At 42.5% G+C, this 15,652-nt stretch carries 14 protein-coding genes and 1 pseudogene; 8 read left to right on the top strand and 7 right to left on the bottom strand.

Going from position 1 to position 15,652, the window contains the following annotated elements:
• Positions 1–8: 8 nt before the first annotated feature.
• Complete coding sequence (locus B1A85_RS15990; protein WP_041919568.1) at positions 9–755, bottom strand: DUF305 domain-containing protein; 747 nt, start codon at positions 753–755, stop codon at positions 9–11.
• 393 nt (positions 756–1,148) lie between these two features.
• On the opposite strand from B1A85_RS15990, the gene B1A85_RS15985 reads away from it, so the two are divergent.
• From B1A85_RS15985 to lnt, 3 genes are all read left to right on the top strand, one after another.
• A complete protein-coding gene (locus B1A85_RS15985; protein WP_015328546.1) occupies positions 1,149–2,672 on the top strand; it encodes a multicopper oxidase family protein in 1,524 nt (507 codons plus the stop codon).
• A gap of 500 nt (positions 2,673–3,172) precedes the next feature.
• Positions 3,173–3,736, top strand: a complete 564-nt coding sequence (locus B1A85_RS15980; protein ID WP_071882466.1) for a DUF305 domain-containing protein — start codon at positions 3,173–3,175, stop codon at positions 3,734–3,736.
• Positions 3,737–4,336: 600 nt separating this feature from the next.
• Entirely contained in the window at positions 4,337–5,857 is a 1,521-nt protein-coding gene (gene lnt / locus B1A85_RS15975) for an apolipoprotein N-acyltransferase (protein WP_015328543.1), read from the top strand.
• A 435-nt stretch (positions 5,858–6,292) separates the two neighbouring features.
• Here the strand turns inward: lnt and B1A85_RS24745 are convergent, their stop codons facing one another.
• Together B1A85_RS24745 and purT are read right to left on the bottom strand one after the other, a co-directional pair.
• Positions 6,293–6,442, bottom strand: coding sequence for a hypothetical protein (locus tag B1A85_RS24745; RefSeq protein ID WP_210404514.1), 150 nt, complete (start codon positions 6,440–6,442; stop codon positions 6,293–6,295).
• A gap of 400 nt (positions 6,443–6,842) precedes the next feature.
• Positions 6,843–7,769 (bottom strand): annotated as a pseudogene (purT, locus tag B1A85_RS26225) (formate-dependent phosphoribosylglycinamide formyltransferase); the annotation flags it as partial.
• 359 nt (positions 7,770–8,128) lie between these two features.
• Between purT and B1A85_RS15960 the strand changes: the two are divergent.
• Positions 8,129–8,485, top strand: coding sequence for a four-helix bundle copper-binding protein (locus tag B1A85_RS15960; protein WP_015328542.1), 357 nt, complete (start codon positions 8,129–8,131; stop codon positions 8,483–8,485).
• Positions 8,486–8,677: 192 nt separating this feature from the next.
• Here B1A85_RS15960 and B1A85_RS15955 read toward each other — a convergent pair whose 3' ends face one another.
• Positions 8,678–9,169, bottom strand: a complete 492-nt coding sequence (locus B1A85_RS15955) for a DUF411 domain-containing protein (RefSeq protein ID WP_015328541.1) — start codon at positions 9,167–9,169, stop codon at positions 8,678–8,680.
• Between the two features lie 166 nt (positions 9,170–9,335).
• Positions 9,336–9,836 (bottom strand): hypothetical protein, encoded by a 501-nt coding sequence (locus B1A85_RS15950; RefSeq protein WP_015328540.1) that lies wholly within the window; start codon positions 9,834–9,836, stop codon positions 9,336–9,338.
• Positions 9,837–10,120: 284 nt separating this feature from the next.
• Here B1A85_RS15950 and B1A85_RS24730 point away from each other — a divergent pair, with 284 nt between their 5' ends.
• From B1A85_RS24730 to B1A85_RS15940, 3 genes are read left to right on the top strand one after another with little or no spacing between them, the layout of a single operon-like run.
• Entirely contained in the window at positions 10,121–10,747 is a 627-nt protein-coding gene (locus tag B1A85_RS24730; RefSeq protein WP_210404511.1) for a transposase, read from the top strand.
• A 36-nt stretch (positions 10,748–10,783) separates the two neighbouring features.
• Positions 10,784–11,215, top strand: coding sequence for a transposase (locus tag B1A85_RS24725; RefSeq protein ID WP_210404510.1), 432 nt, complete (start codon positions 10,784–10,786; stop codon positions 11,213–11,215).
• Between the two features lie 33 nt (positions 11,216–11,248).
• Positions 11,249–12,205, top strand: a complete 957-nt coding sequence (locus B1A85_RS15940) for a tyrosine-type recombinase/integrase (protein WP_104547871.1) — start codon at positions 11,249–11,251, stop codon at positions 12,203–12,205.
• A gap of 7 nt (positions 12,206–12,212) precedes the next feature.
• On the opposite strand, the gene B1A85_RS15935 is transcribed toward B1A85_RS15940, so the two are convergent.
• Together B1A85_RS15935 and B1A85_RS15930 are read right to left on the bottom strand one after the other, a co-directional pair.
• The gene (locus tag B1A85_RS15935; RefSeq protein WP_104547870.1) at positions 12,213–12,827 is read right to left on the bottom strand and encodes an RES family NAD+ phosphorylase; all 615 of its coding nucleotides are present in this window, start codon (positions 12,825–12,827) and stop codon (positions 12,213–12,215) included.
• Entirely contained in the window at positions 12,805–13,500 is a 696-nt protein-coding gene (locus tag B1A85_RS15930) for a hypothetical protein (protein ID WP_104547869.1), read from the bottom strand. The genes B1A85_RS15935 and B1A85_RS15930 overlap by 23 nt, the downstream gene beginning before the upstream one ends.
• 737 nt (positions 13,501–14,237) lie before the next feature.
• Here B1A85_RS15930 and B1A85_RS15925 point away from each other — a divergent pair.
• Entirely contained in the window at positions 14,238–15,524 is a 1,287-nt protein-coding gene (locus B1A85_RS15925) for an acetamidase/formamidase family protein (RefSeq protein ID WP_104547868.1), read from the top strand.
• Positions 15,525–15,652: the final 128 nt, after the last annotated feature.

Below are 15,652 nucleotides of genomic sequence, written 5' to 3'. Positions count from 1 at the left end.
TGCGATACTTACTGTTTGTACCAAGCTTGTTGCCACTGCTTCATTTGAGCAATCTCCGCTTGCTGCGAATCAATAATTTCTTGAGCCAATTTCTTAATTTCCGGATGCTGGGATTTTGCTAAAGCATCTTGTGCCATCATCAAAGCACCCTCATGGTGGGCAATCATTGCATTCATAAACCGCAAGTCAAACTCAGCATCAGCAGGTCCTAAGTCTTCAAGCATCGTCATGCTTTGCTGTTGTTGTTCCGACATCGGTACCAGTGGTTTGCTCTCACTACCGTAAGCTACAAATTCTTGAGGAGCATTGGGATACCAGTCTTGTCGCCACTGCCGCAACAGCTCATTTTCCTCTCTACTTTGAGCTTGAATAATATTTTCTGCTAGTTTTCTAATTTCTGGGCGTTGCGATTTTTGTTGAGCTTCTTGAGCCATGGCGATCGCGCCGCGATGATGTAGTCGCATTGCGTCAATAAACCGCAAGTCATAATTGGCATCAGCAGGACCTAAGTCCATAGCCATGTTATGGTTCATGCTACTGTGATCCATGCCCTGCATACCACCTGTATCCGTCATGGTGTTTGGCGATGGTTGGTTCTGAGAAGTAGTTGAACCTGCGTCAGTTGCAGATGTATTAGGGACTTGGCTTTGAGTCGTGTTTGCACAAGATGCAAGTAATCCGCCTGTGGAGGCGATCGCTGCGAAGGTCAATGCTAATAACCCTGTTTTCAAAGAAATACTTTGTGTAAACTTCATACCTATATCATTGCTACTTAGAGGGGAGGCTTTTTCATTATGATCTCTCCAGTCAACTGGAGATTCAAATGTCTCCATGTATACTGGCTAACTTTTCTAGAATTTTCAACAGCACACAATCCCAGCTTGTCATTTAAAAATGAAATCAAGATGAAATTTTGAGATTTAGAGAACTCAAAAGTACTGATTTTTCATTACGAAGGCGTATCAACAATTTCTGCCACACTTGATTTGTTACTTCAAGTAGAATAGCTAGAAGTCAAATATATAATGTCAATACCGTATTTTTACTTACTTCTTGACTCTCCAGCTAAATAGAGTCTTTAAAATATTGACTGAGATAGCCTAATTACTCAAAACCGCTACAAAGTTGGCTATAAACAGGAGTCACATATGAAAATTCATCGTCGTCAATTTTTTACGCTCAGTGCTGCCACTGTAGGAGCAATTCTTGTTAGTCGTTGGGTAAATCAACGAAATCAAAATCCGCTGCAATCGGCGATTTCTACGGAACGTTACGCGAACGCGCTCCCACAACTGCACAAAAGTAAGGATGGTTTGCTTGAACTCGATCTGGACGCGAGTTATCGTCCGGTTCAATTAGGTAATCGACAAGCTTATCTTTTAAGCTACAACGGACAAGTTCCAGGTCCGCGACTGGAGGTCAAGCCAGGAGATACTATCCGCATTCACCTTACCAACAAACTTTCGCAACCTACAAACTTGCACTACCATGGATTGCACGTTACACCGCAGGGGAATGCTGACAACGTTTTCCTCAATATTCCATCACAAGAGCGCCTGACTTATGAATTTTTCCTGCCTCGTGACCATCCGGCAGGTACTTTCTGGTATCATCCCCACCTCCACGGCTCAGTGGCAGAGCAAGTGTTCGGCGGACTTGCAGGTCTTTTTATTGTACGCGGGGAACTAGATGAGATTCCAGAAATACAAGCAGCACAAGAAGAGTTCCTTGTTTTGCAGGATTTTGACCTTGACACCAATGGTCGCATCATTACCCCGAATCCTATGGCAATGATGATGGGACGTGAGGGACAACTCGTGACGGTAAACGGGCAAGTCAATCCTAGTCTAAAAATTGCTTCTGGTGGATTGCTACGCTTGCGCCTCCTTAATGCTTCCCCATCCCGCTTTTATCGATTAGCACTTGAAAATCATCCTCTCTATTTAATCGCCACAGATGGCGGTGCTCTAAGCGAGCCAGTCGAAGTCGCCGATTTACTGTTATCTCCTGGAGAACGGGCGGAAGTACTCGTCAAAGGCGATTCTCCTTCGGAAAGGCTTCGCCAACGCCAACCAGGACAATACCGCTTGCTTAATTTGCCTTATAACCGAGGCGGTATGAGCATGATGGGGCAAGGTATGAGTGAGATGATGGGGCGTGGAATGCGTCATGATATGGGAACTCAATCCCAAGCTCCACAACCTTTAGCAACTCTTACCTATCACGATTCCGTTACTTCTGTGCCACTACCGCAAAAGTTAATTAGTGTTGATTCTTTACCAAAGCCTGTACTCACCCGTCGAATTGAACTCTCAATGGCAATGGGAATGGGTAGAGGTATGACATTTCTCTTCAATGGTAAAGCTTACGATCCTAAGCGAATTGATACTGAAGTGCAATTGGGCACAACTGAGGAATGGGAATTAGTAAATGTTGACCCAGACCGCATGGATCACCCTTTTCATCTCCATATCAATCCATTTCAAGTCATTTCTCGCAATGGTCAACCTGAGCCTTATCAAGCTTGGAAAGATACAGTTCTAGTGCAGGGCGGTGAAACTGTCCGAATTCGCATTCCTTTCCGCGATTTTGCAGGTAAAACTGTGTACCACTGCCATATTCTCGACCACGAAGACTTGGGAATGATGGGGAATTTAGAGATTCGTAGTTGATTTTTCTGGCGATCGCCTTGCCTTACTGGCTTATTTTACCCAGATTGAGCCAAAGCTCAAGCTAACACCAACAGAACTTATACACCAAGATATTGATTGTATGCAGAGAAATGTAGCTCTTCTCTGCATATAAAGATGAAATTAGAATGAAATCCTTTTACCTAATTAGTAATAAATCACTTTTACTCCATTTGAAAGATGTATTACTCTTGTCAAGACTTTAATCTGAGTTTGTCTTTAGAGATTTAAATATACTATCAATAGCAGGTCTTGAAGTTTAGTCAATGTATGCAGAGATTGATATTGATTAAGCAATCAATACTTATCTTTACATACCAGTAAAAGCTTATTGAACTTTCTCTTAATCAATAAGTTTTATTTTCTCAATGCATACTAAAATCAATAAGACAAAAAATATGCACAAGCGTTGGACTGTAAAAATTACCTCTCAGCTAGCTCTAGCTTTAACACTAATAATTGGTACACTTGTTACTACAAGAATGCCTGTTAAATCAGACGCGCCTGCACCAAGAAATAGGCTAACAATATTAGAGATTCGTCTTCTACGAGATTTAATTGACGGTCATAATTTTGCAGTCCAAATGGCACAAGTTTGCGTACAGAAAGTCAGTCGTCCGCAACTAAAGTCTCTCTGCGAACAGGTAATTTCAACTCAGCAACAAGAGATACAAACTATGCGATCGTGGCTTTTTAATTGGTATGGCGTTAGCTATGCGCCGACAGCTAATAAATTTGCTACGAACGTAGTCAACGAACTTGCATCATTAAATGGCAGGCAATTTGAAATTGTCTTTATGAAGACATTAGCGTCACATCATTGGGGTGCTATCGAGTTTGCAGGAGAAATTATTGACCGTGCTTACCATCACCAATTTGTAGATCTTGCCGCAGATGTTGTTACTGCACAAGTAAGTGAGATTAATCAGCTACAAAATATGCTTCTGAATGTTTATGGTGTTGAATACAATGGTGCTGCTGCTGCTGGTTCGGCATCTGTTGATCCTGAACCTGGATTACTCGATCCAGGAGCACCTCGCCGATAATTGTATCTTTTAGCCTGGAGTTATGTTGCAAAAACGCTGTCGGGCTAGTGATGTATGCACTTTGAAGAGTTAAACACTATTTCAATGGAGTCTAACCGTCCCTATCCTTGGAAAGACTTCGCCTATGAGTGGCAGCGCTTTTTGCCCCAATATATTTCCGTTGCATCCGCTGATACTTCTGTTAATCGCTCATCTATTGAGATGTAGAAAACATAAGAACTAGGATTGAGTGTGGGTCATCAACCGTTTACGGGTAGAATTTTACACCCCAGAATTAGACAAGTGCTATTCCACCACTTCGATTAATATTTTACTCTAGTGATACTTTAGTTATTCCTTGACTATGACTTCAAGTACAAGTGCTAAAGCAATATACTCAAATAGTGGTACTATAGCAAACCTTAAGACTGCAACTGCTGTAACTAGCAATTAATAGGTAAGTAATTCATTTTTAACTTGCGTTAGTTTTTTTGTTTAGCCAGTTTATTAGAACACTTAATAATAACAGTAAGTAACAGTATTTACTTCGTAAAATCTCATTCCAGCAGAATGCCAATTGTGAAAACGAGATTGGGTAAACAGTATCATCAGAGGTGGGCAATGCTTGCCTCTGGTTTTCTTGCTTTAGCTAGCGGTATGCTAATGGGGCTAACTGTTGCCCCTGTTGAAGCATGGTTTTTAGCATGGATCGCATTAGTACCTTTATGGGTATTAGTAGCATCTCCCGCACAACGAAAAACTAAATTACTCTCAGCTACACTGTGGGGAATTGGCTATCACGGTGTTGCTTTGTCTTGGATTACTGGTGTTCACCCTATGATGTGGATGGGAGTACCGTGGCTTGCGAGTATTGCGATCGCACTATTTTGCTGGGCTGCTATTACACTTTGGGGTGCAGTCTTAGTAACAATTTGGGCAGTTTGTATGACTGTTCTGAGTCAAAGTGTAGGAACTTTCAGCCGCACTCTTGTTGGCGTTGCATTGTGGTGTGGTTTAGAAAGTTTATGGAGTTTAGGTCCTTTATATTGGACTTCACTTTCCTACACTCAGAGTCCTCATAACTTAGTTATTCTCCATCTAGGACAAATTTCCGGTTCTCTCACAGTCACAGCCGCAATTGTTGCAGTTAATGGCTTACTAGCTGAAGCATGGATGAAATATGAGGGGTCAGTGGTCAAGGATCAGAGGGCTGCAATAAAGGTCTTTGCCAGAAGCTGCATACTTTTTGTTATATTACATCTTATTGGGTTTAGTTTATATAGTCGCCCATTAATACAACCACCAGAGACTGCTTTAAGAGTAGGAATTATTCAAGGTAATATTCCCAATACAATCAAACTTTATCCTGAAGGATTGCGACGGGCGCTCGCCGATTACACTGAAGGATATATTACATTAGTCGAGCGAGGAGTTGAGGCAGTTCTGACACCCGAAGGGGCTTTACCTTTTATGTGGAGTGAGGTGCTGCGTACCTCTTTCTACTCTGCTGTACAAGAAAAAGGTGTCACCGCTTGGATTGGTACATTTGGCGAACAAGGACAAAGTTACACCAACAGCATATTTACTCTTACTGAAAAGGGCGAATTCAGTCGCTACGACAAAGTTAAATTAGTACCAATTGGTGAATATATTCCGTTTGAGCAAGTTTTAGGAGGATTAATTCAACGATTATCTCCATTAGAAGCCAAGCTAGTACCAGGTTTGCCAGATCAAGTATTTGACACACCTTTTGGACGTGCGATCACTGCAATTTGTTACAGTTCCGCGTTTCCTGAACAGTTACGTTATCAAGCTGCAGCAGGTGGACAATTTATCCTCAGCGCTGCGAATAACGCACATTACAGCCCTTCAATGCCAGCACAACACCATGCTCAAGATACCATGCGAGCAATAGAAACAGATCGTTGGGCAGTACGCGCAACAAACACAGGTTACTCAGGTATTATCGATCCGCACGGTAGAACATTGTGGATATCCGGCTTAAACACTTACGAGTTACACGCAGAAACAGTCTACCGACGTATTACGCAAACTTTATACGTCCGTTGGGGGGATTGGCTCACACCCTTACTACTAGGATTAGCCGTAATCTCTAAATCAATATCAAGTCTGGCTAAATAAATAGGTACATTGCAGGGAATCGATAATTGGTAACTGGGAATTGTGTTGCTGAGTTATTAGCTACTTTATATTACGAGCGATTGACCAGATTTAATATAAACTCTTTGTGTACTGTGTGCCTTTATAGTTATTCTTAGTTTAAAAACTTTTAAATATAACTAACTAAAACTTTTGGTTGTTTTATTTGTGGAACATGACCGCAATTTTTCAACCAAACAAGTTGAGAATCTGCGATTGCCTAATGAAACTTCGTTGTATCATTTATACCCAAAGTATCGTTGCGATCACCCCACAAAATGAACGTTGGTTGAGTAATTTTATGAGTCTTATCTGCTAAATTATTATAGCTGTTACTTTTCATAAAATCGAGCATTGCCTCATACCAATTAGGCATATCTAAGTGCAGTAAAGCACAACTTATCGCTTCTACAGAATCTAATTTACTAAGATAACTCCACTACGTTGCCAATACTCTACTGCTACATAATGAAAAGGCGGAAAGAAAAACTTACCAAGTGGAAAATCACCACTAAAGCCTACACTATTAATCAAAACTAACTTCTCTACCGCTTGCGGATAATTCAACGCAAAATCGATTGCCGTTGCACCTCCATCGAAGTACCAACCAATTAATGGCTGATTGATCAGCTTCCAAAAGCTATAATGATGGGCTTTAATTGAGTCCGGACTATAGATAATTTCTGTTATTCTTTCAGTAAAACCAAATCTGAGTCAATCAACCGCCCATGTTTGACCAAATTTGGCTAGTAATAGTAGAAAATAGCGAAATTCTAGAACTGAACTGTCAAATCCATGCAATAGTAAAATTAGTTTACCTGTACCTTGACACACATAAGCTGTAGTGATCGCCTATTTGCTTAGCGGAGTTCAAATCAACTTACGTTGAATACTTTTAGCTAAAGCAATTGCTGCATTTTCCTTAAGTAACTGTACTTGAGATGGTAGAAATGCGGGAAACATATTTTTAAACAACTTTGATTTTGCTAGCAGCTTGTGTAGTGCTTTTTCTCTTGCCTCCTCTACATTGTTACCCTTAGCTAAAGCTACTCCCATTTGTCGTCCAGGACGTGTATCTGGCTTGCCAAATAATCGCAATTTGATGTCTTTTTGTCTTTTTCTGCTAAAGCCTCCGTTGCACTAATATAGGGGACTCGTCAGCCTATTTATGAGCTAAAATAACTGCACTGGCTGAAGGTGCGAATAACTCAATTTGCGGTATGGGTAATCCTAAAACAGCCTACAGGTGTAATTCAAATTCATTCAGATTTTGTGAAATCAATATCACCATACCTATATCGTGAGGTAGATGTGAAAGTTTTGAAAATATAAATTCATTTTTAGTAACAAAAAACTCTACTCCAAAAAAATCCTGCACCACTCAAAACATCAGTAACTTTTTGAATGATCGCTTGTGCTTCTATTAATAATTTATTTGAAATGTTAGCGGATTACCAAGACTCCTGATAGTTTCCATTTTCTTGATGGATCCAATTGCAGAATAAAAAAATGTTGGTGCATTCCACTGCTTAATGGTTAAGAGAGTTATTTCAGTTTAAATTGAATAAATTCTTCAACGATAGTTTTTTGACTATCTCCTCTAGAATTATGAATAGCATAATTTCAAGCAGTTTTCACCTCATCAGAATATGAACAACAGATTGCCCTTTTCCTGATGAAGACATAATTGGTTTAATTACATTTGGAAAACTAATATTTTGAGAAGCCGTCACTATTTCCTCTAAACTCGCTGCATAAGCATATTTAGCAGTCCGGATTCCAGTTGAGTATGTGCTAGTTCGCGCATGTGCTTACGATTCATTGTAAAGTTAGTTGCTTTAGCCGTTGGTATAACAGTGATTCCGTGTTGTTCAAACTCAAGTAATTTTTCAGTTTAAATCATGCTCTTGCTATTTCAATCTTTATTTGGAGATTTTATATTCATTATTTAAAATTTTCTTTTCTTCTTGCTTTTACTAACATTGCTTACTATTGCATTTAGGTTCTTCGTAGAAAAATGAAGTTGCAACGAGTATCTCACGAGTTTAGTTTGTATCAGTTAGATTGTGTATAAAGCATATAAGAATGAAATTTAGATGAAATTCTTATATTTCTAAAGCAAGAAATTGCTCGCATACCATTAGAGAGACGCGATCGCCCGCGTTAACTTCTAACGTGAAATTGGAAAAGGCATACTACCGCCAAAGGCATACTACCGCCTTAGATTATGTTTCTCACTTTAGGAGTTAAACAATGACCACAACTCAATCTCACGATTCTTTGTTGGAAACTTGCATTCAAGCTTGTCTTGATTGTTTACGCGAGTGCGAAAACTGTGCTAATGCTTGCTTAGACAGCGATATGGTGCAGATGATGGCTGCATGTATCAAACGCTGCCGTGATTGTGCTGACACTTGCGACCTCTGTGCTCGTTTTATGGCTCGCAATTCAGATATTCACGGTCAGATGTGCAGCATCTGCGCCGAAGCCTGCGATCGCTGCGCTGCAGAGTGCGAGAAGCACGACCACGACCACTGCAAGCAATGTGCTGAATCTTGTCGTCGCTGTGCTGAATCCTGCCGCAAAATGGCAACTGCCATGGCAGCATAAATAGTATGCGGACTGACTATTGTACTGATATTATTGATAGAAACCTGCGCTCAGTACAGTAGTCAGTGAATTACTGGCGATCATTAATGGTTTGCGTCTGGCGCGAAAATCGGCATGAGTGTAGCCTACCATCTGCAAGATTCCAATACATTCTTTACAAGCTTTACAAGCATTGTTCGTGTAAATCTAGATTTAGTATGACCGATACTCCTTGAATACCTTAAATTCGCCGTTTTTCTTGAAGGAAATCACAGCAAATGGCTCTTTCTTGTTTCCTACTTCCATACCAGGTGTTCCTACAGGCATTTGGGGAACAGATAAGCCAGTTAACTGCGGCTTTTCTTTCAAGAGACGTTTAATATCGTCGGCTGGCACGTGTCCTTCAATCACATACCCGTCAATCAATGCTGTATGGCAGGATGTCAATTCCTTGGGTAAGTTGTACTTCTGCTTGATAGCTTCCATATCGATTGCTTTAATATCCTTGACTTGGAAGCCGTGCCTTTTCAAATGCTCCATCCATCCGCCACAGCAGCTACAGGAGGGGCTACGATACACGGTAATGTTTAATATTCCTGAATAGGACTCAGTTTCTCTATGCCAAACGCTCTCACTTGCAATTACAGGTGAAGACAGCGATGAGATAAAAACTGATAACAGAACAATGGCATTTACTAATTGCATTCGTTTATTTCCTACAGGTAGAACAATTGCTGTTTGATCGTAAATGCTTGTTGCGTCAAAAAATGTCAAATACAGTATTTGGTTGCGAACTTGTAAAATCTTACTGTTAACGAGTAACAAACCACGTTGAACCAACGTTTGCGATCTTTCTCTACGATTGTCTCAGTCATTTATGCCTAGTATAAAAAAGTTGGCGTTGGACGAACCAAACAATTAGGGGCGGTATTAGTAACCACTGAAATAGTGGTAACAGTCCTGTACCCAACAATGGAAGCTTTGGCATAAGAGCAGCATATTCCCACAGATTAAGTGGTCCAGTAGCCAAAGCTTCAAAACTAATCGTGATTGCAACGCCTACCAGAACAAAGACACTTATCTGCAACCTACTTGACTGATTCACCCATTGGCGAGACTTTGATATTACTGCAACCATCCAGAAAGCAGTGGTTGAAATTCCAACATCTCCTATAGTTGCAAGAGTACAATTCCTGATTATATCTGAGCAAGAAAAATCTAATGGAATCTGAAAAAACGGCATTTGCTGAATCTCCCAAACGAAATTCAGCAGAAAGGAGAATATAGCGACATTCCATTCAGGTAATTTTACCCAAAGAAAAGCACGACCGATGCTTGAAGAATAATTTGACATACGACGACTAGGTTTCATTGCAGTTATCGTTTTTATATATAGATATTAGGTTGTGCGAAGTGTTCCTTTGGTTGTTGTGAGTGGCAAGTGAATAACGAAGGTACTACCACTGCCCAACTTACTCTGCACTTGAATGCTACCTTTGTGTACCCAAGTGCTCGCCTTTCCCTAATAAGATGCGGTGCTGGGGCATTTAGGAAAGAATTAGGTTGTGCTGTCTCTATGATGAGTTGTAAGCAACTAGTAGAATCCTTCATCAGAATTTAAGACAATTCAAGTAGTAGTCTAAGAAGGAGATTGCTATGAATAGCTCATCAAAGAAGCCTTCATACACGGGAAAGAATGTTTTCATCGGGATTGATGTACATAAACGAACCTACTCAATAGTGAGTGTAGTAGACTCAATAGTGAGTGTAGTAGAAGGAATCGTAGTAAAGAAATGGCAGACTACGGCTATACCCGACCAACTGGCAAGACAACTCAAGAGTTATTTCCCAGAAGCTAACCTGTATAGTGTTTATGAAGCAGGATTTTCAGGATTTGTCTTACATCGGAAACTGGAAGAAGCTGGTATTAAAAACTTGGTAGTCAATGCAGCTAGTATAGAAACTACCGTCCATAACCGAGTGAAGACGGATAAGCGAGATGCTCTAAAATTAGCTAGTTTACTAGAGGCGGGACGCCTAAAAGGAATCAGAGTTCCGAGCGAGAAAGAAGAAACTCAAAGACTGCTTAGCCGTACCCGACAACAACTAATCAAGGAGCGGACAGCGCTCAAAAATCAAATTCGGATGAAGTGTCATCAAATGGGATTGATTGCAGCAGATGACCGCCGTAAAATGAGCCACAAGTTAGTGCAGGAATTGCTCAAATGCTGTCCTTCGTTAGAATTGAGCTTAGCAATTGAAACTGATTGGCAAGTGTGGTAAGCTATCGAAGCCCAGATTAAAAAGCTAGACAAGGAATTGGAGCGGCAGGCATACTCAGATCCCAACGAGAAAATTTACCGTTCTGCTCCAGGGATAGGTCCTCTCGGAGCGAGAATCCTATCCAATGAGTTAGGAGATATGAGCCAATTTCACAACGAGCGGCAATTATTTAGCTATACGGGGTTGACTCCTTGCGAGCAGTCGAGTGGGGACAACATCCGAAGGGGTTGCATCACGCGACAGGGAAACAGTCGGGTTCGATGGGTTTTATGTGAAGCGGCTTGGAGAGCCATTAGACAAGATCGGGATTTGAGAGAATACTTCGAGCGACTCTTTCCCCGAACGGGGAAGAAGAAAGCAATTGTTGCTGTCAGCCGTAAATTAATCGGTCGTATTCGTTCAGCTTTCCGTCAGGGTAAACCCTATCGCATGACTCCTATTACCTCATCTTCAGCAGAGAATAGCTGACAAAAGTTTCCAGAAGAGTCCTTCTCATAAGTAATGCTCAGAGCTACTGCAACGCTTGTCTTAACTACACCGCTGCCACTGACCGAGCATCCCGCCGCTGTGTATCTGGCAACGCTTAGTCCAGGGTCGCGTGCGACAATGCAACAAGCTTTAGATGCGATCGCTTCTTTACTGACAGATGGAGTTGCTGACGCGCTGACCTTAAATTGGGCAGCATTGCGTTACAAACATACTGCCGCAGTCCGCGCCGCGTTGATGGAAAAATACGCGCCAGCGACAGCCAACAAGATGCTCAGTGCGTTGCGACGAGTTTTGAAAGAAGCGTTGAGATTAGAATTAATTGACCCTCTAGATTACGCTCGTGCTGTGGATATTGCTTGCATTAAAGTAACGAAACAGTTACGCGGTCGCGCTCTATGTGAAAGCGAGATTGCGGCGTTGATGGACGTTTGCCTCAACGATCCTACTCCCGCAGGATACAGAGATGCCGCACTATTTGCATTGCTGCGCGGTGCTGGGTTGCGACGGCGCGAGGTCGTTTCTTTGGACGTAGCAGACCTCGATCTCGGTATTGGAGCTATAAAAGTCCGTTCTGGAAAAGGAGGCAAAGACCGCACAGTATATTTACCACAGGAGGCGATTTCCATCATAGAAGCGTGGCTCAAGATTCGCGGCGATGTGGTAGGTTCGCTGTTGTGTCAAGTCAATAAAGCTCATCGAGTAGTATCAAAACGGCTTACTCCACAAGCCGTGTTATTTATTCTGCAAAAACGCGCCAAGGAAGCACAAGTAGCGTCGTTTTCTCCACACGACCTACGGCGCACCTTCTGTTCTGACTTACTCGATAGCGGAGTAGATATTGTAACAGTCCAGAAATTAGCAGGTCATGCCGATCCGGCAACAACGTCGCGCTACGACCGCCGAGGAGAAGAAACGCTGCGTCGCGCTGTGCAGACTTTGAAAATTCCTGGTAGCAAAAGGAAACAGTAGCGAACGCTTACAGCAAGCCATAGTCATAGTGCGCCAACATCTGAGCAAGTAGTACGGGATGTTGCTCGACCAAATTACCCAAGTTCTCTTCGCGCAAAAGCGATCTCGTTCGGTCGAAAAGTCCGCAACAGATGCGCGTATCGTCGTGCCGCGAATGGTATCTCAGTCCATCTACGGCGCTCGGATGCTCCCAAATTGCCTGCGCCCACTTCCGCGCCATCAAATACGGACCAGAAGCAATTCGAGAATCGGCTCCTAACTTCACTAAGCCACTACCTGTCAAGTCAGCTAAAAGCAAGGGACGCGCCGATGTAATGCGTACTAAATTCCGCATTTGCAGTGCTGATTCGGCTACGCCCCGCGCCCCGTGGACGCGACCGAAGCATTCGATAAAAGCAGCGTACTCGTCGGCTCCAACATACAAAATGCCATAACCAAGCTCAGCCCCGTCAAACCTACCTCTGCCGCTGCGGTCAAAAAATAACGCACTTGAGTAACGTGCTGGGTTCAATCGATACCAAGGACTATTACTCTCAACTACAGGTAACGAGCGGCTGCCAAAATCAGGCGGCGGTTCTGGATGCGGGGCTAACGGCTCCTCAAGCGGCTCCTGGGGTGCCATAACATTCTGCTGCCCAGACTACTGTATCAATGTCTCCTGCTTGCAAGCGCTCTAGCGGAGTAGCGCCATCCAAACGCACGTCACCAGTTTTTAAAAACATCAACTGAGTCCAAGTGTCGTAATCTTTGAGTGCAGCTAAAACTCGCTCTAGACCTGGTAGCACTTGCCCTGCTTGAAATTGCCAAACTGGATACAAGTAACCCCTCCTGCCTAGCGATAACCCTAATAATTGTCCTTTTAACCGTCGCTTGTCTACTGCTTGCCGAGTGATGTGCAGTAACTGTGCCACTTCCTCGCTCTTGAGTGGTTGTCCGTCTCCATACAACAACTCTTGCTTGACCTGCACTCCCTTCAACCGAGCAGCTGCCAAGGGGTCAGCAGGAGCAAGTACTTTAAGTGCTTCTGGACGCGCGAACACTTTAACCATCGTTTCAAATCCTGTTTGAGGATCGTCCAAATCGGTATCAGCAATCTTAACTTCTCGACTGACAGCAAGCGCTGTTTCCAAAACGTATTGCAAAAATTTACTCCGCGCTGTCGATTTATTCATCTCTGACAACGCTTCTATCAGCGCTGGCTTAAGTGCTGCGGAGGAAGCAAGAACTCGTTCAATTAATTTCTGTTCTTCTGAAGTTGCTGAGTGCACCTGTTGCCATAAGGCTTTTTTGTTCATTACACTTGCGCAGTTCGTTACTTTAGATTCTAGCAAAGTTTACCAAGTTGCACAACTTAGTAAACTAAACAAGTAAGTGAATTAGCACGAAGTACTTAGTAGTGAGACTTATCTCTATTGGTTGATGTTTTATATAGCAAACGACATCACTATTGGCATTGGACGTACTTGGTGTCATGACCGTAGGCGCGTAAGCTCGATGAGGAGATTACTTACAGAGTAGCCAGCGCTCTTGCCGCCAACCAATCATCTTGTCAAGGTAGCGTTAAGGAATCATCTAGCAACGAGTGGCAACTGCTTAAAGCACAAGGTACTACTCAAAATTTAGATAAAAATTATGTACTAATTAATGCTTTGCAGAATCAAACAAAAGTGTGAGACAAAGCGATCGCGCTCATTTACGCTCCACAAATTACTTATACTGTGTCATCTAACCACCCGCATTCTAAGCAATCCCAATGCACCCGTGCTGTATAGTCTCGCTCAAACTGACGTCCGCAGCAGGTCTTGCAGTAGTCACGTTCATAAATCTACTGTAAAACTATGTAAATTAAAGCCTTTACAAGCTTTGCAGACTTATCCTTGCTCTTGTTTCAATACTACGTCTGTACTATCAAGCGCTTACTTAGATAATTTTTCAAGCACTGAGAGAGTTTGTTATATGGAATACAAACAGACGGCTCAAGTACTCCTTAAAGTGCTCTGATACGCTTACCTAAATCTCTGTGAGGAGTTTCATGGATCGCCACAGCCACAACCACTCTCATTCTTTTGCTGATTCAACTAATTCGACTAACGATGACGACATTGCTGACGAACATGATGAAAAAGCTTTTCTAAAATGTCATCCAGGGTTTCTTTCTCGCCAATCTCGTCGAGCATTTTTAGCAAGCGCTGGAGCCGCTGCTGCATTAGGTTCAAACTATGCTGTCAGTTTTTTGCGCGGTGACTCAGAGGAAGCAAAAGCAGAAACTTTGCTAGCCGCCGACCTGATTCGCAATGCTGGCAGCATTCATATACTGAAAGCAACGCCGCAAACTTGCTTTTGGGGCTTCTTTGATAAAACTTTGCCGCCAGTGCTCACAATCAATTCTGGTGACATTGTGTATATTGAAGCTCTCACTCACCATGCAGGTGATGCTCCAGATCTACTGATGGATGCAGGCGTGCGCGAGGTGTATGAAAAAGTCATCGATCGGGGTCCTGGGGTACATATTATGACCGGACCAATTAGCGTTCGGGGAGCAGAGCCAGGGGATACATTAATGGTTCGCATTCTTAAAACGGAACCTCGTCTCGCTTACGGTAGTAATATTGCAGCACACTGGGGGTATCTTTACGACACTTTCAAGAAAGAACGCATTACTATCTACAAAATTGATATGGCAGCAGCCCAAGCTTATCCTACCTTTGCCTACGACTTTAAAGGCAGACCAGTTTACGACAGACCTGGTTTTATTACTGCTCCTGAGCCAGCTGCGCGCGAAACAATCAAAACAAAAGTTGCAATTCCCTTACGTCCGCACTTTGGTGTTATGGGAGTTGCTCCGAATGAGAGTGGAAGAATTAACAGCATTCCTCCTGGCTCATTTGGTGGCAATATTGACAATTGGCGAATTGGGGCAGGAGCAACTATGTACTATCCAGTGTTCAATAAAGGTGCCAACTTCTTTGTTGGTGACTCTCACATGGCACAGGGCGACGCCGAGCTTTCAGGTACAGCAATCGAAGCCTCTATGAATGGTTACCTACAAATCTTTGTGCTGAAAGACTTTCCGATTACTAACCCGATATTAGAAACGGACACTCATTGGATTACGCATGGCTTCAACCAAGATTTAAATAAGGCAATGCGGCAGGCAGCCGATCAAATGCTTGACTTCCTTACAACCAAACGCAAAATGAGTGCAGATGAGGCATACTCAATGATTTCTGTCGGGGTGGACTTTGGGGTAACGCAAGTAGTAGATATTCGTCAGGGATGCCATGCGGCAGTACCCAAGCATTTGTTTATTCCAAGTTAGTTTAGCTCTTTACAACAGTTCAGAATTGGCAGAAATGCAAAATAACTAGTGAGTTTTCATGGAAGTAAATCTAAGTCTTAGATTAATTAGATATGAGTAGATGCACTCAATCAAATAGTAAATCAAAG

Source organism: Chroococcidiopsis sp. TS-821 (assembly GCF_002939305.1).
Taxonomy (GTDB): domain Bacteria; phylum Cyanobacteriota; class Cyanobacteriia; order Cyanobacteriales; family Chroococcidiopsidaceae; genus Chroogloeocystis.
Note: the sequence above shows the minus strand (reverse complement) of the source record. Positions and strands in the feature narration are given on the sequence as shown.